The organism is Pseudomonas fitomaticsae, assembly GCF_021018765.1.
GTDB classification, from domain to species: domain Bacteria; phylum Pseudomonadota; class Gammaproteobacteria; order Pseudomonadales; family Pseudomonadaceae; genus Aquipseudomonas; species Aquipseudomonas fitomaticsae.
On sequence record NZ_CP075567.1, the window covers coordinates 5,341,938 to 5,362,762 of the forward strand.

Annotated in this window: 18 protein-coding genes; 8 read left to right on the plus strand and 10 right to left on the minus strand. The window is 61.1% G+C overall.

Features of this window, described 5'->3' with window-relative positions; genetic code table 11:
• Positions 1-156 precede the first annotated feature (156 nt).
• From KJY40_RS24115 to KJY40_RS24135, 5 genes are all read left to right on the plus strand, one after another.
• Positions 157-1,584: a di-heme oxidoreductase family protein gene (locus tag KJY40_RS24115; RefSeq protein ID WP_230733216.1), complete on the plus strand. Its 1,428-nt coding sequence runs from the start codon at positions 157-159 to the stop codon at positions 1,582-1,584.
• 26 nt (positions 1,585-1,610) lie between these two features.
• Positions 1,611-2,675: an imelysin family protein gene (locus tag KJY40_RS24120; RefSeq protein WP_230733218.1), complete on the plus strand. Its 1,065-nt coding sequence runs from the start codon at positions 1,611-1,613 to the stop codon at positions 2,673-2,675.
• 14 nt (positions 2,676-2,689) lie between these two features.
• Positions 2,690-3,790, plus strand: a complete 1,101-nt coding sequence (locus KJY40_RS24125) for a DUF1513 domain-containing protein (protein ID WP_230733220.1) — start codon at positions 2,690-2,692, stop codon at positions 3,788-3,790.
• 147 nt (positions 3,791-3,937) lie between these two features.
• Positions 3,938-5,086 carry an efflux RND transporter periplasmic adaptor subunit gene (locus tag KJY40_RS24130; RefSeq protein WP_230733222.1) on the plus strand — a complete coding sequence of 383 codons (1,149 nt, stop codon included), beginning with the start codon at positions 3,938-3,940 and terminating at the stop codon, positions 5,084-5,086.
• Between the two features lie 13 nt (positions 5,087-5,099).
• Positions 5,100-8,129 (plus strand): multidrug efflux RND transporter permease subunit, encoded by a 3,030-nt coding sequence (locus KJY40_RS24135; protein ID WP_230733224.1) that lies wholly within the window; start codon positions 5,100-5,102, stop codon positions 8,127-8,129.
• A gap of 84 nt (positions 8,130-8,213) precedes the next feature.
• Here KJY40_RS24135 and KJY40_RS24140 read toward each other — a convergent pair whose 3' ends face one another.
• From KJY40_RS24140 to colR, 5 genes are all read right to left on the minus strand, one after another.
• Complete coding sequence (locus KJY40_RS24140) at positions 8,214-8,441, minus strand: hypothetical protein (protein ID WP_230733225.1); 228 nt, start codon at positions 8,439-8,441, stop codon at positions 8,214-8,216.
• A gap of 2 nt (positions 8,442-8,443) precedes the next feature.
• Positions 8,444-9,157, minus strand: coding sequence for a lipopolysaccharide kinase InaA family protein (locus KJY40_RS24145; protein ID WP_230733226.1), 714 nt, complete (start codon positions 9,155-9,157; stop codon positions 8,444-8,446).
• 4 nt (positions 9,158-9,161) lie between these two features.
• Positions 9,162-9,830, minus strand: a complete 669-nt coding sequence (locus KJY40_RS24150; RefSeq protein ID WP_230733227.1) for a class I SAM-dependent methyltransferase — start codon at positions 9,828-9,830, stop codon at positions 9,162-9,164.
• Positions 9,831-9,991: 161 nt separating this feature from the next.
• Positions 9,992-11,266 carry a sensor histidine kinase gene (locus KJY40_RS24155; RefSeq protein ID WP_230733228.1) on the minus strand — a complete coding sequence of 425 codons (1,275 nt, stop codon included), beginning with the start codon at positions 11,264-11,266 and terminating at the stop codon, positions 9,992-9,994.
• On the minus strand, positions 11,256-11,939 hold the full coding sequence (colR, locus tag KJY40_RS24160; protein WP_007953224.1) for a two-component system response regulator ColR: 684 nt from the start codon (positions 11,937-11,939) through the stop codon (positions 11,256-11,258). The genes KJY40_RS24155 and colR overlap by 11 nt, the downstream gene beginning before the upstream one ends.
• Positions 11,940-12,157: 218 nt before the next feature.
• Here colR and KJY40_RS24165 point away from each other — a divergent pair, with 218 nt between their 5' ends.
• Complete coding sequence (locus tag KJY40_RS24165) at positions 12,158-12,901, plus strand: phosphatase PAP2 family protein (protein ID WP_230733229.1); 744 nt, start codon at positions 12,158-12,160, stop codon at positions 12,899-12,901.
• A 75-nt stretch (positions 12,902-12,976) separates the two neighbouring features.
• On the opposite strand, the gene groL is transcribed toward KJY40_RS24165, so the two are convergent.
• From groL to KJY40_RS24185, 4 genes are all read right to left on the minus strand, one after another.
• Entirely contained in the window at positions 12,977-14,620 is a 1,644-nt protein-coding gene (groL, locus tag KJY40_RS24170; protein ID WP_230733230.1) for a chaperonin GroEL, read from the minus strand.
• Positions 14,621-14,669: 49 nt separating this feature from the next.
• Positions 14,670-14,963: a co-chaperone GroES gene (locus KJY40_RS24175; protein WP_003227685.1), complete on the minus strand. Its 294-nt coding sequence runs from the start codon at positions 14,961-14,963 to the stop codon at positions 14,670-14,672.
• A 258-nt stretch (positions 14,964-15,221) separates the two neighbouring features.
• Positions 15,222-15,698: an FxsA family protein gene (locus KJY40_RS24180; RefSeq protein WP_007953217.1), complete on the minus strand. Its 477-nt coding sequence runs from the start codon at positions 15,696-15,698 to the stop codon at positions 15,222-15,224.
• Between the two features lie 65 nt (positions 15,699-15,763).
• The gene (locus KJY40_RS24185) at positions 15,764-16,495 is read right to left on the minus strand and encodes a HugZ family pyridoxamine 5'-phosphate oxidase (RefSeq protein ID WP_230733231.1); all 732 of its coding nucleotides are present in this window, start codon (positions 16,493-16,495) and stop codon (positions 15,764-15,766) included.
• A 160-nt stretch (positions 16,496-16,655) separates the two neighbouring features.
• Here KJY40_RS24185 and KJY40_RS24190 point away from each other — a divergent pair, with 160 nt between their 5' ends.
• Complete coding sequence (locus KJY40_RS24190) at positions 16,656-17,414, plus strand: SDR family oxidoreductase (RefSeq protein WP_085709540.1); 759 nt, start codon at positions 16,656-16,658, stop codon at positions 17,412-17,414.
• Between the two features lie 68 nt (positions 17,415-17,482).
• On the opposite strand, the gene apbC is transcribed toward KJY40_RS24190, so the two are convergent.
• Entirely contained in the window at positions 17,483-18,577 is a 1,095-nt protein-coding gene (gene apbC, locus KJY40_RS24195) for an iron-sulfur cluster carrier protein ApbC (RefSeq protein WP_064383825.1), read from the minus strand.
• Positions 18,578-18,732: 155 nt separating this feature from the next.
• Between apbC and metG the strand changes: the two genes are divergently transcribed.
• Positions 18,733-20,784 (plus strand): methionine--tRNA ligase, encoded by a 2,052-nt coding sequence (metG, locus tag KJY40_RS24200; RefSeq protein WP_011335728.1) that lies wholly within the window; start codon positions 18,733-18,735, stop codon positions 20,782-20,784.
• Positions 20,785-20,825 lie beyond the last annotated feature (41 nt).

The following is a 20,825-nucleotide window of genomic DNA, read 5'->3' on the forward strand; positions in this document are numbered from 1 at the left end:
TTTTTCATATCTGCTATTTGTGGTGATGCTGATGGCCGCGCCTTGGTCTCACAGGAAACCTGCTCCATATCAAGCAAACGATAATTCCTCTTATTCAAACCCCCTCGCCCTGTTAGACTTTGCGCCTTTAAATTCGCCCCTCTTGCAGGAAGTCTGATGCCCTCGCTGCCTCTTCGCTTGTCCGCACTGTTTCTGGCCCTGGGCCTGAGTGCCTGCGATGACGCCCCGCGTTTCACCAAGGCCGAGCCGGGTGAGGCCCGTTCCGGCGGCGCCGCGACCGTGCGCAAGAGCGATCAGAACGCGTTTTCCCTGCCGTCCGCCAATCTGCCGCCTTCGCGGCGGGTGGACTTCAGCGTCGGCAACAGCTTCTTTCGCAGCCCGTGGGTGATCGCGCCGTCGACCACCACCGCCCGCGATGGCCTCGGCCCGCTGTTCAACACCAACGCCTGCCAGAACTGCCACATCAAGGACGGCCGCGGCCATCCGCCGACACCGGATGCGGCCAACGCCGTGTCGATGCTGGTGCGTCTGTCGATTCCCGATGCGCCGGCCTATGCCAAGGTCATCGAGCAAGTGGGCGTGGTGCCCGAGCCGGTTTACGGCGGCCAGTTCCAGGACATGGCCGTCCCCGGCGTCGCGCCGGAAGGCAAGGTGCGGGTCGATTACACGCCGGTTCCGGTCCGCTTCAAGGACGGCACCGAGGTCGAGCTGCGTAAACCGGTGCTGCAGATCACCCAGCTCGGCTACGGCCCGATGCACCCGGACACACGCTTCTCGGCCCGCGTTGCGCCGCCGATGATCGGCCTGGGCCTGCTCGAAGCGATCCCGGAAGAAGCGATCCTCGCCAACGCCGCCGCCCAGGCCAAAGAGAACAACGGCATCAATGGCCGGCCAAACCGGGTCTGGGATGACGCGCAGCAAAAGACCGTCATGGGGCGATTTGGCTGGAAAGCCGGCCAACCGAACCTCAATCAACAAAATGTTCACGCGTTTTCTGGTGATATGGGCCTCACCACCAGCCTGAGACCGTTTGATGACTGCACCGACGCGCAAATCGCCTGCAAACAGGCGCCGAACGGCAACGGCCCGGACGGCGAACCGGAAGTCAGCGACAACATCCTGCGCCTGGTGCTGTTCTACAGCCGCAACCTCGCCGTTCCCGCCCGCCGGAGCGTCAACGATCCACAGGTACTGGCCGGCAAAAATCTGTTTTTCCAGGCCGGATGCCAGTCCTGCCACACACCGAAATACACCACCGCCGCCAACGCGGCCGAACCTGAACTGGCCAAGCAAGTGATTCGACCGTACAGCGATCTGCTGCTGCACGACATGGGCGAAGGCCTGGCGGACAACCGCACCGAATTCCAGGCCTCCGGCCGCGACTGGCGCACCCCGCCACTATGGGGCATCGGCCTGACACAGGCGGTCAGCGGCCACACCCAGTTTCTGCACGACGGCCGCGCCCGCAACCTGCTCGAAGCCGTGCTCTGGCATGGCGGCGAAGCAAAAGCGGCGCAGCAACAGGTTTTGTCTTTCAATGCCGAGCAGCGTGCCGCGCTGCTGGCGTTCTTGAATTCACTTTAAACACTTAAAAGAATCGGGAGCCCGACATGTTCCGTCCCAAGCTGTTGTTCACCAGCCTTGCCGCACTGGCCCTCGGCGCGTGCTCGCCGCAGGATCCCCAAGCCGTCACCTCGGCGGCCATCGCCAAATCGGTGATCCTGCCGACCTACACCCGCTGGGTCGAAGCCGACAAGCAACTGGCCGTCAGTGCCCTCGCCTACTGCCAGGGCAAAGCGTCGCTGGACACCGCCCGCGCCGACTTCCTGCACGCGCAGAAAGCCTGGGCCGAGCTGCAACCGCTGCTGATCGGCCCGCTGGCCGAGGGCAACCGCTCGTGGCAGGTGCAGTTCTGGCCGGACAAGAAAAACCTGGTCGGCCGTCAGGTCGAGCAACTGGTCACCGCGCAGCCGCAGATCGACGCCGCCGCCCTGGCCAAGTCCAGCGTTGTGGTTCAAGGCCTGTCCGCGTACGAGTACATCCTGTTCGACGCCAAGCCTGACGTGGCCAACGACACGCAGAAAGCCAAATACTGCCCACTGCTGGTGGCCATCGGCGAGCGTCAGAAACAACTGGCCGAAGAGATCCTCAGCAGTTGGAACAACACCGACGGCATGCTCGCGCAGATGAGCAAGTTCCCGAACCAGCGCTACGCCGACTCCCACGAAGCGATCGCCGATCTGCTGCGGGTACAGGTCACCGCTCTCGACACCCTGAAGAAGAAACTCGGCACGCCGATGGGCCGTCAGAGCAAGGGCGTACCTCAGCCGTTCCAGGCCGATGCATGGCGCAGCCAGTCGTCCATGGAGTCGCTGGAAGCCAGCCTCGCAGCGGCCAAAACCGTCTGGGAAGGCGTCGACAACAAAGGCCTGCGCGGCCTGCTGCCGGCTGAGCAAAAGCCGCTGGCGGACAAGATCGATGCAGCCTACGCGGCGTCGCTCAAACTGTTCGGCAGCACCCAGCGCTCGCTGACCGAAATGCTCAACGATGACGCCGGTCGCCAGCAGCTCAACGACATCTACGACAGCCTCAACGTCGTCCACCGCCTGCACGAAGGCGAGCTGGCCAAGGCGCTGGGCATCCAACTGGGCTTCAACGCCAACGACGGTGACTGATGAGGGCACGTTCCATGCTGCGACGCCAGGCTCTGACTTTAGGTAGTTTGCTGCTGGGAGCAGTGACACTGGGCGGCTGGACGCTGTTCAAACGCAAGGACCAAAGCCCGCTGCTGCTGTCGGCGCGGGACGACACCGACGGTAAGCACTACGCCGTCGGTTATCGGCTGGACGGCACTCAGGTGTTTGCCACCGAAGTCGGCCAGCGCTGCCACGACATCATCAATCACCCGACGCTGCCGATCGCGCTGTTCGTTGCCCGTCGGCCGGGCACCGAGAGCTACCTGATCGACCTGCGCAACGGTGGATTGCTGCAAACCGTGACGTCGCAGCCGAACCGGCATTTCTACGGCCACGCGGTGATCCATCACAGCGGCGACTACCTGTACGCCACCGAAAACGACACCACCGATCCGGGCCGTGGCCTGCTCGGGGTGTACAAATTCGAAGGCGAACGGCTGGTGCACAGCGGCGAGATTTCCACCCACGGTCTCGGCCCGCATCAGGTGTCGTGGATGCCCGACGGTGAAACTCTGGTGGTGGCCAACGGCGGGATCCGCACCGAGGCCGAAAGCCGGGTCGACATGAACCTCGACGCCATGGAGCCGAGCCTGGTGCTGATGCAGCGCGACGGCACCCTGCTGAGCAAGGAAACCCTCGCCCAGCAGATGAACAGCGTGCGCCATCTGGGGATCGCCAGCGACGGCACCATCGTCGCCGGCCAGCAATTCATGGGGCCTTCCCACGAGCGCTCGGAGCTGCTGGCGATCAAACGTCCCGGCCAGCCGTTCGTGGCGTTCCCGGTGCCGGAGCATCAGTTGCAGTCGATGGGTCATTACACCGCCAGTGTCGCCGTGCACAGCGACCTGCGTCTGGTGGCACTGACCGCACCGCGCGGCAACCGCTTCTTCATCTGGGACCTGGACAGCGGCGAAGTGCGCCTCGACGCCCCGTTACCCGACTGCGCCGGCGTCGGTGCGGTGAAGGACGGGTTCGTCGTGACCTCCGGTCAGGGACGCTGCCGCTACTACGATTGCCGTCAGGACGATCTGCTGGCCAAACCGCTGGATTTGCCCGCAGGGCTCTGGGACAACCATCTTCATCTGATGGCCTGAAATTCGCCGCCGACCGTTCGGTCGGCGGCGCCGCTTTTTTCTATCGCCGCCCTTCATACCCTGTAAAAACTGGCAGTTGGAATCCCTGCCGGACTCGGGGTAATGTGCCCGCCTGTCTCGCCTGATTTTCTCCAAGGAACTGGAAATATGCTGCGTCGCCGCATGCTGATCATGTTGGGTGTTGTACTGCTGATCGTTCTGCTTCTCGCCGGTTACAAGGCCTTCTCGATCTATACGATGATCCAGGGCTTTTCGAAGCCGAAGCCGCCGATCAGCGTCGCCGTGGCCACGGCCGTCGAGCGCCCGTGGCAGATGCGTCTGCCCACCGTCGGCACGCTGAAGGCGCTGCAAGGCGTCGACCTGAGTCTGGAGAACGCCGGCACCGTCACCGAGCTGAAGTTCGAATCGGGGCAGAAGGTCAAGGCCGGCCAGCCCTTGCTGCAACTGGACAGCGCCGTCGAAGCGGCCTTCCTCGAAACCGCCAAGGCCGATCTCGGCCTCGCGCAGCTGGATTACGGTCGCGGCAGTCAGCTCGTCGGCAGCAGCGCCATCTCCAAAGGCGAATTCGACCGGCTCTCGGCGCAGTTGCAAAAGAACAAGGCCACGGTCAATCAACTCAATGCGGCGCTGGCGAAAAAACGCATCGTCGCGCCCTTCAGCGGCACCATCGGCATCCGCCTCGTCGACATCGGCGACTACCTCGCCAGCGGCACCAAGATCGCCACCCTGCAGGACCTGAGCAGCCTCTACGCCGACTTCTATGTGCCTGAACAGTCGGTGCCGAAACTGGCCATTGGTCAGCCGGTGCAGATTACGGTCGCGGCGTATCCCGGCCAGAATTTCACCGGCGCCATCACCGCGATCAACCCGATCGTCGAAAGCACCACCCGCAACATTCTGGTCCGCGCCACCCTGGCCAACCCCGACGGCAAGTTGCTGCCGGGCATGTTCACCAGCGTCGAGGTGCTGCTGCCGGATCCGCAGAAACACATCGTGGTTCCGGAAAGTGCGATCACCTACACCCTCTACGGCAACTCGACGTACGTGGTCACCCAGAAAAAAGCCGAAGACGGCACCGTCGAAAAGGACGACAAGGGCCAACCGGTGCTGATTGCCGAGCGTCGGTTCGTCGAGACCGGCGAACGCCGCGATGGCCAGGTGATGATCAACAAGGGCGTGCAGAGCGGCGAACAGGTGGTGACGGCCGGCCAGATCAAACTGGACAACGGCGCCCACATTGCCATCAGCGACGACAAGACCCTCGGCGAGCAGAACAGTCCGCCCCGCGCCGACTGATCAAGGAAACCCCATGGCTTTTACCGATCCGTTCATCCGCCGCCCGGTGCTCGCCACCGTGGTCAGCCTGCTGATTGTGCTGCTGGGCTTCCAGGCCTGGAGCAAACTGCCGCTGCGCCAATACCCGCAAATGGAAAACGCCCTGATCACGGTGACCACCGCGTACCCCGGGGCCAACGCCGAAACCATCCAGGGCTACATCACCCAACCGATGCAACAGAGCCTGGCCAGCGCCGAGGGCATCGACTACATGACCTCGGTCAGTCGCCAGAACTTCTCGGTGATTTCGATCTACGCGCGCATCGGCTCCAACAGCGACCGCTTGTTCACCGAACTGCTGGCCAAGGCCAACGAGGTGAAGAACAAACTGCCTCAGGACGCTGAAGACCCGGTGCTGAGCAAGGAAGCGGCCGACGCCTCGGCGCTTATGTACATCAGTTTCTTCAGCAAGGAGCTGAACAACCCGCAGATCACCGACTACCTGTCGCGGGTGATCCAGCCGAAACTGGCGACCCTGCCGGGCATGGCCGAGGCGGAGATTCTCGGCAACCAGGTGTTCGCCATGCGCCTGTGGATCGACCCGGTGAAACTCGCCGGCTTCGGCCTCAGCGCCAGCGACGTGACCAACGCGGTGCGCCAGTACAACTTCCTCTCCGCCGCCGGCGAAGTGAAAGGCGAGTACGTGGTCACCAGTATCAACGCCAACACCGAACTGAAGTCCGCCGAAGCCTTCGGCAAGATCCCGCTCAAGGTCAGCGGCGACAGCCGGGTGCTGCTCAGCGATGTGGCACGGGTCGAGATGGGCGCGGAAAACTACAACTCGATCAGCTCGTTCGGCGGCACGCCCTCGGTGTACATCGGGATCAAGGCCACGCCCGGCGCAAACCCGCTGGAAGTGATCAAGGAAGTGCGCAAGATCATGCCGGAACTGGAAGCCCAGTTGCCGCCCAACCTCAAGAGCGAGATCGCCTACGACGCCACGCTGTTCATCCAGGCCTCCATCGACGAAGTGGTGAAAACCCTGTTCGAGGCGGTACTGATCGTGATCGTGGTGGTGTTCCTGTTCCTCGGTGCACTGCGTTCGGTAGTGATTCCGGTGGTGACCATTCCGCTGTCGATGATCGGCGTGATGTTCTTCATGCAGATGATGGGCTACTCGATCAACCTGCTGACCCTGCTGGCGATGGTGCTGGCCATCGGGCTGGTGGTGGACGACGCGATTGTGGTGGTGGAAAACATCCACCGGCACATCGAGGAAGGCAAGACACCACTGGAGGCCGCGCTCGAAGGCGCACGGGAAATCGCCATGCCGGTGGTGTCGATGACCATCACCCTGGCGGCGGTGTACGCACCGATCGGTTTTCTCACCGGGCTGACCGGGGCGCTGTTCAAGGAGTTTGCACTGACCCTGGCCGGGGCGGTGGTGATCTCCGGCATCGTCGCCCTGACCCTGTCGCCGATGATGTGCGCCATGCTGCTGCGCCATGACGAAAACCCCAGCGGCCTGGCCCATCGACTGGACCGGATTTTCGACAGCCTCAAGCGTCGCTATCAGAGCATGCTGCACGGCACGCTCAACACCCGGCCGGTGGTGCTGGTGTTTGCGGTGATCGTGCTGTGCCTGATTCCGGTGCTGCTCAAGTTCACCAAGTCGGAACTGGCTCCGGACGAGGATCAGGGCATCATTTTCATGATGGCCAACGCCCCGCAGCCGACCAACCTCGATTACCTGAACACCTACACCGACGAGTTCATCAAGATCTTCAAGGAGTTTCCGGAGTACTACTCCTCGTTCCAGATCAACGGCTATAACGGCGTGCAGAGCGGCATCGGCGGTTTCCTGCTCAAGCCGTGGAACGAGCGCAGCCGCACGCAAATGGAAATCCTCCCCGAGGTACAGGGGAGACTCGAGGGCATTCCGGGCCTGCAGATCTTCGGTTTCAACCTGCCCTCCCTGCCCGGCACCGGCGAAGGCCTGCCGTTCGAGTTCGTGATCAACACCGCCAATGACTACGAGCTGTTGCTGCAAGTGGCCGACAGGATCAAGAAGCGCGCCATGGAGTCGGGCAAGTTCGCCTTCGTCGACCTTGATCTGGCGTTCGACAAACCCGAAGTGGTGGTCGATATCGACCGCGCCAAGGCCGCACAGATGGGCGTGTCGATGCAGGATCTGGGCGGCACCCTCGCCACCTTGCTCGGCGAAGCCGAGATCAATCGGTTCACCATCGAAGGCCGCAGCTACAAGGTCATCGCCCAGGTCGAACGGGCCTACCGCGACAACCCGGACTGGCTGAACAATTACTACGTGAAAAACACTCAGGGCGAACTGCTACCGCTGTCGACCCTGATCACCGTGACCGACCGCGCCCGGCCACGGCAACTCAACCAGTTCCAGCAGCTCAACGCAGCGAAGCTGTCCGGGGTCCCGCTGGTGAGCATGGGCGAAGCCATCGACAGCGTGTTGCAGATCGCCCGGGAAGAAGCCCCGGCCGGCTTTGCCTTTGATTACGGCGGCGCCTCCCGGCAGTTCGTCCAGGAAGGCAGTGCGCTGTGGGTAACTTTTGCCTTGGCGCTGGCGATCATTTTCCTGGTGCTGGCGGCGCAGTTCGAAAGCTTCCGCGACCCGCTGGTGATTCTGGTGACCGTGCCGTTGTCGATCTGCGGAGCGCTGATTCCGTTGTTCCTCGGCTGGTCGAGCATGAACATCTACACCCAGGTCGGGCTGGTGACGCTGATCGGGCTGATCAGCAAGCACGGGATCCTGATCGTCGAGTTCGCCAACCAGTTACGCAAGGAGAAGGGCCTGACACCCCGTGAGGCGGTGGAGGAAGCGGCGGCGATTCGTCTGCGCCCGGTGTTGATGACCACCGCGGCAATGGTGTTTGGCATGGTGCCGCTGATTGTGGCCACCGGTGCCGGCGCGGTTAGCCGTTTCGACATCGGAACCGTGATTGCCACAGGGATGTCGATCGGGACGTTGTTTACGCTGTTTGTCCTGCCGTGCGTTTACACCGTGCTGGCAAAACCCGATCCCAAGGCATGACGCAGTAAAAAAAGCCATGACGCAATAAAAAAGGCCTCGCATCAGCGAGGCCTTTGGCTCTTCTAGAAAGAGATTTCAATCGATTCAACTCTGCGGCCTCATCCCTTGAGAAAGTCCGAACATGAACAGCAACAGGTCATGATCCGGCTGAGTGGCCACGGCGGCTTTCGCCACCCGTGGCATCGGGCAATGGGCGCCGGCGCCGGTTGCGCCGATGACCTGCATGCGTGGCTGTTCCCAGGCCGCCACCGCCAATGATGCAACTGCCAAGGCTCCTACCAGAAACAAACCTCGTGCAATTTCTAGTTTCATCGCTATAAACCTTTGATAGCGCTGCCAAACGCCGTCTCATAAAAGTAGACGAGTTTTTTCCAGTCCGTTGCGTTGAACGACGAGTGGCGGCGCAATTGCTTCATGTCATGGGCGGCCGCGCGATGAGCGGTCAGACGTTGACGGCACTTTTCCAGATCGATCAGGGCGACTTCGACTTTGGCCGACTCGCCCGTGCCGGTCACTCGTACAAAAACATGCTTGATGTAGATGCAGCTGTGCTGCCAACGGCCCTTGTGCATGCGCGCCAGGTTTTCGGCGAGGTCCTTGAGCACGCGCTCATAGACGGCTTCGCCATATTGCTCGCGACCGCCGCCCGCTTCCCAATGCTCAAGCTCTTGAAAGCCATCGAGGGATTTGGTCACCAACAGTGCACGCCACTTGAATTTCGGATCGGGCTGGGCACCGCAGAACACGATTTCAGGCACCCGGACACCGAGACGGGAAACCCCGGTCAGCGCATCCAGCTCGCGCAACACGGTCGGCCGTCCGAACGGGTGCAGCCAACTGCGATAGATATGGCCTGTCTGACGTTTGGCATACAGCAGTTGACCATCGCGCCCCACCACACGCTGCACACCACTTTCGCCCCCACGGCGTACATTGGGTTCCTCGACCCATTCACCACGCTGGTTCCAGTAGTAGTCGAAGCGATCCTTGGGAGCGACTTCCGCCTCTGCTGCAAATTGCACTGCCATCCTCTTACCTCTTGCGTAATACATAAACTCGCCACATGGCATAGAGCGGAATAAAGTCCAGTTGTTCCTGGATCCGGAATCCTGCTTCTTCGAATTCCTTTTCAACTGTTGCGGCCGGTAACACAAACCGGTTCTGGTAACCCTCCTGCCCACGCCGGTGCTCGGCGCGTTTGCGTTTCCAGGCCTTGAAATTGCCGTCGACCCACAGCGAAATGATCACGCTGTCCCGGGTGACGCGCTCGAACTCGCGCAGAATCGCCCGGCGGTGCTCGGCTTCACCGATGTGATGCAGCAGTCGCATGCAGAAAATGCTGTCCACGGCGTTATCAGGCAAGGCGATGTCGAACGCAGACGTGTGCAAGGGTTGTACCCGTTTCACCACATCCGCCGGTTGTGCCTGCATGGCGGTCTTGATCATCGACTCGGAGTTGTCCGCCCCGATGATCACTCGGTTGGGTTTTTCCGCCAGCATCGGCCAGAAACGCCCCGCACCGCACGGCAGGTCGAGGACCAGACCCGGCTCACCGACCAGGGTCAGCGCCTTGCGGGCCAACTGCTGATCCCGCCAGTTGGACAAACGACGCCCCAGACCATCCTGGTGTTTGCGCAAGTATTTCTGCGCATGCTTGTCGTCGTACTTTTCGGAAAAATCGAGTTTGATCGGGCCGGCCATCACCAAGACTCCTGAATTACTGATGACGCCACCTTAAGCAGCGGCGTGTCAGCGTCAGGTCAACCCTTTGTGAAAAAAACGTCATGTAAATCGCCAAACTATTTCAAGGTTATACAGGAATTAGACAGGTTGGCGGGAGTCCCCCATCAATCGACTGATCCTCACTGCTTGCCCAGAACGACCTCGAAACGGCAGCCATTGGGTTCCATCGTGCTCAACGTGACGCTCCAGCCCTGGTTCTCGCAGATGCGTTGAACCAGTGACAGCCCCAATCCCAACCCTTCACCGCGTTTTTCGTTGCCGCGTACAAAAGGCTGGAACATCGCCTCGCGTTTTTCCTCGGGTATGCCTACGCCCGAATCCTCGACCACAAAGCCGTTGGCATGAAGCGTCAGTCGAATGAAACCCTGCTCGGTGTAGTGCAAGGCGTTGCGCAGCAAATTGCCCATCACGGCATTGAGCAGCGTCGCGTTGTAACAGGTGTCGGGCGGATTGCCCGGCTCGAAAATCAGCTGCAAGCCCTTGGATTCGATGGGCTCGCGCCACAGACAAAGCAAGCCGTCGGCCACTTGCGCGAGGGTGTGCCGGGGGGCGGCGCCTGCATCTTCGCGTTGGGCACGAGCGAGCATCAGGAAGGTCTGCACCAGCTCACGCATTTCTTCACTGGCACGCGCAATGCGCTGGACCTGAGCCTTGCCGCGCTGATCGATACCCGGGTTTTCCAGCAGCAGTTCACAGGAACTGGCCAATACCATCAGAGGTGTTCGCAATTCGTGGCTGACGTCGCTGGTAAACAAGCGCTCCCGCGTCAGCGCCTGACGCAGGCGCCCGAGCGTAGCGTCGAACGCCACCGCCAGTTCGCCCACCTCGTCTGCCGCGTAATCCGGCGCCAGCGGAGGCGCCAGCCCGAGCAACTGGTCGCGATGGCGCACCTGGCGGGCAAGACGCACCACCGGGGCCATTACCTTGCGCGCCAGCACCCAGCCAAGGAACACCGCCAACGCCAGACTGAGCACGAAGCCCACCAGCACCACGGCGAACAGCACGCGCTCGCGCTCTTCGAAATCGCTTTGATCCTGCAGCAGCACATAGCGGCGACCGTCGACCACCTCGACCATGGCGTGGTACGACAGCTGCTCGCGAAAGACTTCATGGAAACCCGAATCCAGGTGCCGCAGATCCTTGGGCAGCTCGAAGTCGCCCGGCCCGCCGCTGAAGTAGAACAGCTGATCCGGCTCCGGCCGGTGGCTCCAGTCCGAGACGTTGTCCATCAGCAGCAGGCGTTGCAGATCCCCGCCCAACCCGGCGGATATGAGTTTTTCCTCGACCAGGTGCACGGTCGCGACGATGCCCATCGCAAACGCGCCGGCCACCAGCGCACTCATCAGCGCAAAGGCGATGATGATCCGCTGGGCAAGGCTTTGCTTAAACTCCATCGCGACCCTCGGCCAGGCGATAACCCACGCCGTGCACGGTGTGCAGCAATGGCTTGGCGAACGGCTTGTCAATCACCTGACGCAACTGGTGGACATGGCTGCGCAGGCTGTCGCTGTCCGGGCAGTCATCGCCCCACAGCGCTTCTTCGAGAATTTCCCGGCGCAGGACATGCGGACTCTTTTGCATCAGCACCGCCAGCAGCTTGAGGCCGACCGGGTTGAGCTTGAGCAATTTGCCTTCGCGGGTCACTTCGAGGGTATCGAGGTCGTAGCTCAGATCGCCGACCTGCAAGGCACGACGACCGCCGCCCTGGGTGCGGCGCATCACGGCCTCGACCCGGGCCGCCAGTTCCGACAGCGCGAATGGCTTGACCAGATAATCGTCGGCCCCGGACTTGAAGCCCTGCAGGCGGTCGTCGAGCTGATCGCGGGCGGTGAGCATGATCACCGGCGTATCGCGACGAGCGTCTTCGCGCAGGCGCTTGCACAGGGTGTAGCCGTCGATTCCCGGCAGCATGATGTCGAGCACGATCAGGTCGTAATGCTCGGTGGCGGCCAGATGCAGGCCCGACAGACCGTCCTGGGCGCAATCGACGGTATAGCCTTTGAGCCCCAGGTAATCGGCCAGATTGGCCAGGATATCGCGGTTGTCTTCGACCAATAGAATTCGCATGGGCACCTCCTCCGTACACGGTAGCGGCCGTCTTGGCCCGCGCAGCTTACGGCCAAGTGTGGCTCACGGCTAGGCACCGGGCGGGTTGATTTGACTTAATTGCACGGATCGCCGGACTTGACGAGTTTTTCACGAGCGGCCGACAAATCGCCGACAGAACCGGGCGCAGACTCACGCGGTTGTGCTTCTTTGAAGACCTTACCGATGAAGGAATTGCCATGGTTTCGATCTCTGCCCGCCCTGCTTCAAGGCCTTTGAATGTATGGCTTTGCCTGGGCATTCCCGCCGTCGCGGCGGTCATTCTGGTGTTGCTGGAGCTGACCGACCTGGACATGGATCTGGCCCGGCTGTTTTACGATCCGGTGGCGGGAGACTTCATCGGCCGGCACAGTTACTTTCTCGAAGACATCCTCCACGACCGCGCCAAACAAGTGGTGATCGCCTTTTCGGTGTTTGCCATCCTCGGACTCATCGGTGCGTTTTTCATCGAGCGGCTCAAACCGTTCAAGCGTGAACTGGGTTGTCTGGTGTTGTCGCTGGGTCTGGCCACCTCGTTTGTCACGCCGGTGAAAGCCGTGACAGCGGTGCAATGCCCCTGGAGCCTTGAACAGTTCGGCGGTCACGAAACCTATAGCAAGCTGCTGGATCATCGCCCGCCTACCGACAAGCCTGGTCGTTGCTGGCCGGGTGGTCATGCGGCCACCGGTTTCACCTTGTTTGCGCTGTTCTTCGTGCTGCGTGACCGTCGTCCGCGACTGGCCCGTCAGGCGTTCATCTTTGCCTTTGCGCTGGGTTCGGTGTTCTCGATCAGCCGGATGATGCAGGGCGCGCACTTCTTCTCCCACAACGTGTGGACGGCGATCTTCTGCTGGCTGATCTGTCTGGGTTCGTATTACTGGGTTCTGTATCGCCCGGCAACCAAGAACCAGGCCACATCGCTGGCACAACCCGCCAACGCCTGACCCCTGAAACGCGGGCAATAAAAAAACCCGTCTGCTTTCGCAGACGGGTTTTTTCGTTACCGGGGTAAGGCTGGCTTACATCATGCCGCCCATACCACCCATGCCGCCCATGTCTGGCATACCGCCCATGGCTGGCTTGTCTTCGGCAATGTCGGCAACCATCGCTTCAGTGGTAATCATCAGGCTGGCAATCGACGAAGCCGCTTGCAGAGCCGAACGAGTCACTTTAGCCGGGTCCAGAATGCCCATTTCGATCATGTCGCCGTATTCGCCGGTAGCAGCGTTGTAACCGAAGTTACCCGAACCCTGCTTGACCTTGTCGACAACCACGCTTGGCTCGTCACCGGAGTTGGCAACGATCTGGCGCAGAGGCGCTTCAACAGCGCGACGCAGCAACTGAATACCAACGTTCTGGTCTTCGTTGTCGCCTTTCAGATCAGCAATGGCTTGCAGCGAGCGCACCAGCGCAACACCACCGCCAGGTACCACGCCTTCTTCAACGGCTGCGCGGGTTGCGTGCAGGGCGTCTTCAACGCGGGCTTTCTTCTCTTTCATTTCAACTTCGGAGCCGGCGCCAACCTTGATCACCGCAACGCCGCCGGACAGTTTGGCCAGACGCTCTTGCAGTTTTTCACGGTCGTAGTCCGAAGAGGTTTCTTCGACTTGGGCGCGGATCTGTACAACGCGAGCCTGAATGTCGCCTTCGTTGCCGGCACCGTCAACAATAACGGTGGTTTCCTTGTTCAAGGTCACGCGCTTGGCGTTGCCCAGGTGTTCCAGGGTGGTGCTTTCCAGGCTCAGGCCGATCTCTTCGGAGATCACGGTACCGCCGGTCAGAACGGCGATGTCCTGCAGCATGGCCTTGCGACGGTCGCCGAAGCCTGGAGCCTTGACGGCTGCGACTTTAACGATGCCACGCATGTTGTTCACGACCAGAGTCGCCAGGGCTTCGCCTTCAACGTCTTCGGCAACGATCAGCAGCGGACGGCCGGCTTTGGCAACAGCTTCCAGCACTGGCAGCATTTCGCGGATGTTCGAGATCTTCTTGTCGACCAGCAGGATCAGCGGGCCGTCGAGCTCGGCAACCATGGTGTCCGGCTTGTTGACGAAGTACGGAGACAGGTAGCCACGGTCGAACTGCATGCCTTCTACAACCGACAGTTCGTTTTCCAGGCCCGAGCCTTCTTCGACGGTGATCACGCCTTCTTTACCGACTTTTTCCATGGCTTCGGCAATGATGTCGCCGATGGAGCTGTCGGAGTTGGCGGAAATAGTGCCGACCTGGGCGATTGCCTTGGTGTCTGCACATGGCTTGGACTGAGCTTTCAGCTCTTTGACGATGGCGATGGTCGCCTTGTCGATGCCGCGCTTCAGGTCCATCGGGTTCATGCCGGCAGCGACGGCTTTCAAGCCTTCGTTGACGATGGCCTGGGCCAGTACGGTAGCGGTGGTGGTGCCGTCGCCTGCGTCATCGTTGGCGCGCGAAGCAACGTCTTTGACCAACTGAGCGCCCATGTTTTCAAAGGCGTCTTTCAGTTCGATTTCCTTGGCAACGGAAACGCCGTCCTTGGTGATGGTCGGAGCGCCAAAGCTTTTTGCCAGGATCACGTTACGGCCTTTCGGGCCCAGGGTCGCTTTTACCGCGTCAGCCAGGACGTTTACGCCAACCAGCATTTTCTTGCGGGCGGAATCGCCGAATTTAACTTCTTTAGCAGCCATGATCGATATTCCTTAAATACTTTGTAGTAGCGGGAAAATGAGCGGGAAATCAGCCTTCCAGTACAGCGAGAATCTCGTTCTCAGCCATTACCAGCAGGTCTTCGCCGTCGACTTTCACAGTGTTGCTGCCGGAGTAAGGACCGAACACAACCTTGTCGCCGACTTTAACGGCCAGCGCACGCACTTCACCGTTTTCCAGAGTCTTGCCTGGGCCTGCAGCGACGATCACACCGTGGTTGGCTTTTTCAGCAGCCGAACCTGGCAGGACGATACCGCCAGCGGTTTTCTTTTCTTCTTCGCTGCGACGGATGACGACGCGGTCATGCAGAGGACGAAGCTTCATTGTCGATCTCTCCTAATTGTGGTTTTCATCGGCCGGTGTAGTCCCGGCGGGTTTAACGAATCCGGCCTGCGCCGGTTGCGGCTCGTCGAGCGAGCCGCGAAAGTCTGTCCGACTCATACGCCGGAACCTTGCGGTGACCGATACATAAGGGCGCATAAGCTGATTACAAGGGTTGAGGACAAAAAATTTTCATGCAGGCTGGCTGAATTCGTCCCATAAAAGAACACGGCACCCGAAGGTGCCGTGTCGATGCAGAAGTCATTTAGTGTCGCGGTGTTCGAATTCGCCTTCGATCACATCACCTTCGCGGCCCAGAGGCTGGCGTGGTGCAGGACCGCCGCGAGGTTGCAGGTCATCGGCGAACGCGCGCTGGCGCATGGCCTGTTCTTCGGCGCGCTGGCGCATTTTGTTGGCGACCAGCCGACGACTGAACGGCAACAGCAGCACCAGACCGACCACGTCGCTGATGAAGCCTGGCAGGATCAACAGGCCACCGGCCAGGGCCAGCATCAGGCCTTCGAGCATGGTTTGCGCAGGCAGCTCGCCGCGGTTCAGGCTTTCACGGGCACGCAGTGCGGTGGCCAGCCCGGCGACGCGCAGCACGAACACGCCGAACATCGAGCCGAGAATGATCAGCAGCAGGGCCGGGAAAAATCCGATCGAACCTGCCACTTTGACGAATACGAACAGCTCCAACACCGGGAACAGCAGAAAGAGCAACAAAAAAGGGCGCATCAAAGTTTCCTCAACGCAAGAAATGCCTTGCAGTAAGCCTTAGATGACGTCGCCCTTTCGTGAATTCAAGCGTCGGCCACCGCATTTTTTGGCCAGACCTCGGCGTGAGCCAGAGAAACCAAGGCCTCGCGCACTTGTATCGGCGTATGACAAGGCGCTTGAAACGGCAGCCAGTACAGCGCCTGACCGATGCGCAGGTGCATGCCTTCGGTGTCGATCCCGGCCAGTTGCGCCGGTACGGTTTTCGGCAGCCCGGCGAGGTCGACGTAATGGGCGATGGCCTTGGCGTGGTCGCTGTTCATGTGCTCGACCATGCTGATTTCGGCCTTGCCGGCGAACGGGTTGGCCAGGGTCAGGTGATCGACCCAGTGGATCGCGCCAAAGCCGCCGATGTAGCGATGGCGCACCGGTTTGAGCACCCAGAAATCGAAATCGTGGGCCTTGTGGTAATTCTGCGAATCGGGGAAATAGCGGTAGTAACGCTCGGCGGCGGCTTCGATGGCGGCAGCGTCTTCGAGTTTTTCCGCCTCGGCCAGATAGGTCAGGCGACCAACGGCTTGCACATCGTCGGCCTCACGCTCACCCACCAGCAGCGAACATTTCGGGTCTTTCTGCAGGTTGTGAGTGTGCTGGGCAATGCGGCTGATCAGGATCAGCGGCCGGCCCTGCTCGTCCAGGCAGTAGGGAACCACGGAGCCGAACGGAAAACCGGGCATCGATCTGGAGTGGGTCGACAGCACGCCACGGTATTCCTTGAGAAGCAATTCTCGGGCATTCTTAGCCGCTTCAACGCTCAATTTATGACTCCTTAAATAGAATCCGTCGAAAAAACGGACAGGCGCACGGGATTTGTTCCACGCGCCATCGGGCAGTTCTCATGTGCAACAGGCCCCCGGCCGATGCAGATCGAGAGGCTACCTATAAGGACCACTCTGACCTGCTCTCGGGGGCATGCGAATGCAACTCAACGACAAAGTAATCATTATCACTGGCGGTTGCCAAGGCTTGGGCCGCTCGATGGCCGAGTATTTCGCAGGCCTGGGCGCGAAGCTGGCGCTGGTCGACCTGAACCAGGAAAAACTCGATGACGCCGTCGCGGCCTGCAAGGCCAAGGGTGTCGAGGCGCGCAGCTATCTGTGCAACGTCGCCAACGAAGAGCAGGTGACGCACATGGTCGCCCAGGTCGCCGAAGATTTCGGCGCGATTCACGGCCTGATCAACAACGCCGGGATCCTGCGCGACGGCCTGCTGCTCAAGGTCAAGGACGGCGAGATGACCAAGATGAGCCTGGCCCAGTGGCAGGCGGTGATCGACGTCAACCTGACCGGCGTGTTCCTCTGCACCCGTGAAGTGGCAGCGAAAATGGTCGAGCTGAAGAACAGCGGCGCGATCATCAACATCTCGTCGATCTCCCGCGCGGGCAACGTCGGCCAGACCAACTACTCCGCCGCCAAGGCCGGCGTCGCTGCGGCGACCGTGACCTGGGCCAAGGAACTGGCGCGCTACGGCATTCGCGTGGCCGGCATTGCACCGGGCTTCATCGAAACCGAGATGACCCTGGGCATGAAACCGGAAGCGCTGGAGAAAATGACCTCGGGCATTCCGCTCAAGCGCATGGGCAAGCCGGAAGAGATCGCCCATTCGGCGGCGTACATCTTCGAGAACGACTACTACACCGGCCGGATTCTGGAGATGGATGGCGGGTTGCGCATCTGACCTCTGTCGCGCAATGAAAAACGCCCCGGTGCACAGGCACCGGGGCGTTTTTGTTTAAACCACAGCCATCAGTCGTCGCTGATGGTGATGTTCGGCATCGCCGGCGACGCCGCCTCCTGCAACACGATCCGCGCCCCCACATGACGGGCCAGTTCCTGGTAAACCATGGCGATCTGGCTGTCCGGCTCGGAAATCACCGTCGGCTTGCCGCCATCGGCCTGCTCGCGGATCAGCATCGACAGCGGCAACGAAGCCAGCAGCTCGACGCCGAACTGGGTCGCCAGCTTCTCGCCACCGCCCTCACCGAACAGATGCTCGGCATGTCCGCAGTTCGAGCAGATGTGCACGGCCATGTTTTCCACCACGCCCAGCACCGGAATGTTGACCTTGCGGAACATCTCCACGCCTTTGCGCGCATCGAGCAACGCCAGATCCTGCGGGGTGGTGACGATCACGGCACCGGCCACCGGAACCTTCTGCGCCAGGGTCAGCTGGATGTCGCCGGTGCCTGGCGGCATGTCGATCACCAGATAATCCAGGTCGCCCCAGGCGGTTTGCGTGACCAGTTGCAGCAGCGCGCCGGAGACCATCGGCCCGCGCCAGACCATCGGCGTGTTGTCGTCGGTGAGGAACGCCATCGACATGACTTCCACGCCATGGGCCTGCAGCGGCACGAACCACTTCTGATCCTTGACCTGCGGACGTGTGCCCTCGGGAATGCCGAACATGATGCCTTGGCTCGGGCCGTAGATATCGGCGTCGAGAATTCCGACCTTCGCGCCTTCGCGGGCCAGCGCCAGTGCCAGGTTGGCGGCGGTGGTGGATTTGCCCACACCGCCCTTGCCGGAGGCCACGGCGACCACGTTCTTGACGTTGGCCAGCCCCGGAATCTGCGCCTGGGCCTTGTGCGCGGCGATCACGCTGTTGACCTCGACCTTTGCCGTCACCACGCCGTCGAGGTTTTCGATGGCCAGTTGCAGCAATTGCGCCCAACCGCTCTTGAACAGACCGGCGGCATAACCGATTTCCAGCTGCACGCTGACGCGATCGCCGGTGATCTCGATGTTGCGCACGCAACCGGCGCTGACCGGATCCTGGTTCAGGTAAGGGTCGGTGTATTGGCTGAGGACGGCTTCCACCGCTGCGCGAGTGACGGCGCTCATGGGCAACTCCGATAACAAGACTGGGAAAAGATGGCGGGTATCCTACCCCTTCTGTCCTCCGGACGGCATGTCCGGCAACGATTTGCAGAGGTGAAATATCTTTCCCGGCGCTTTATAGTGGCCGACCTCCGTTTCATCAAGTAGCGAAGCCCCACATGTCCGAACCACGCAAGATTCTCGTCACCAGCGCCCTGCCCTACGCCAACGGTTCGATCCACCTTGGCCATATGCTGGAATACATCCAGACCGATATGTGGGTGCGCTTCCAGAAGCATCGTGGCAATCAGTGCATTTACGTCTGCGCCGACGACGCCCACGGCTCGGCGATCATGCTGCGTGCGGAAAAGGAAGGCATCACCCCAGAACAACTGATCGCCAACGTCCAGGCTGAACACAGCGCCGACTTTGCCGAGTTCCTGGTGGACTTCGACAACTTCCACTCCACTCACGCCGAAGAAAACCGTGAGCTGTCGAGCCAGATCTACCTGAAGCTGCGTGACGCCGGGCACATCGCCCAACGCTCGATCACCCAGTATTTCGACCCGGAAAAGAAAATGTTCCTGGCCGACCGCTTCATCAAGGGCACCTGCCCGAAATGCGGCACCGAAGACCAGTACGGCGACAACTGCGAAAAATGCGGTGCGACCTACGCACCGACCGACCTTAAAGATCCGAAGTCGGCGATCTCCGGCGCCACCCCGGTGCTCAAGGATTCCCAGCATTTCTTCTTCAAGCTGCCGGACTTCCAGGAAATGCTGCAGGCCTGGACCCGCAGCGGCACCCTGCAGGACGCCGTGGCCAACAAGATCGCCGAATGGCTGGACGCCGGCCTGCAACAGTGGGACATCTCCCGTGATGCGCCGTACTTCGGCTTCGAGATTCCGGGCGAGCCAGGCAAGTACTTCTACGTGTGGCTGGACGCGCCGATCGGCTACATGGCCAGCTTCAAGAATCTGTGCAACCGCACGCCGGAGCTGGACTTCGACGCGTTCTGGGGCAAGGACTCCACCGCCGAGCTGTACCACTTCATCGGCAAGGACATCGTCAACTTCCACGCCCTGTTCTGGCCGGCGATGCTCGAAGGCGCGGGTTTCCGCAAGCCGACCGGGATCAACGTGCACGGCTATCTGACCGTCAACGGTCAGAAGATGTCCAAGTCCCGCGGCACCTTCATCAAGGCCCGTACCTACCTGGATCACCTGTCGCCGGAATACCTGCGCTACTACTATGCGGCCAAACTGGGCCGTGGCGTGGACGACCTCGACCTGAACCTCGAAGACTTCGTGCAGAAGGTCAACTCCGACCTGGTCGGCAAAGTCGTCAACATCGCCAGCCGTTGCGCCGGTTTCATCCAGAAGGGCAACGCCGGTCTGCTGGTGGACACCAACGCCGCGCCGGAACTGACCGAAGCATTCCTGGCTGCTGCGCCGAGCATCGCCGACGCCTATGAAGCCCGCGATTTCGCCCGTGCCATGCGCGAAACCATGGCCTTGGCCGACCGCGCCAATGCCTGGATCGCCGACAAGGCGCCATGGTCGCTGAACAAGCAGGAAGGCAAGCAGGATGAAGTCCAGGCAGTCTGCGCCACGGCGATCAACCTGTTCCGCCAGCTGGTGATCTTCCTCAAACCGGTGCTGCCAGTGCTGGCCGCCGATGCCGAGGCGTTCCTCAACGTCGCCCCGCTGACCTGGAACGACCACACCACCCTGCTGGCCAACCACCAGTTGAACGAATTCAAACCGTTGATGACCCGCATCGACCCGGTAAAAGTGCAAGCCATGACCGACGCCTCGAAAGAAGACCTGACCGCCAGCCAGACCGACACAGGCGCCGCCGCGCCTGCCGGCAATGGCGAACTGGCCAAGGATCCGCTGTCGCCGGAAATCGACTTCGACACCTTCGCCGCCGTCGACTTGCGCGTGGCACTGATCGTCAAGGCCGAACACGTTGAAGGCGCGGACAAGCTGCTGCGTCTGACCCTCGACATCGGTGACGAGCAACGCAACGTGTTCTCCGGGATCAAGAGCGCTTATCCGGATCCGTCCAAGCTCGACGGTCGCCTGACCATGATGATCGCCAACCTCAAGCCACGGAAAATGAAGTTCGGCATCTCCGAAGGCATGGTGATGGCGGCCGGCCCTGGCGGTGAAGAAATCTACCTGCTGAGCCCGGACAGCGGCGCCAAGCCGGGTCAGCGCATCAAGTAAGGTTCTGCCCTGACAGATCCCACAGGCGTGCTCCGTGCGCC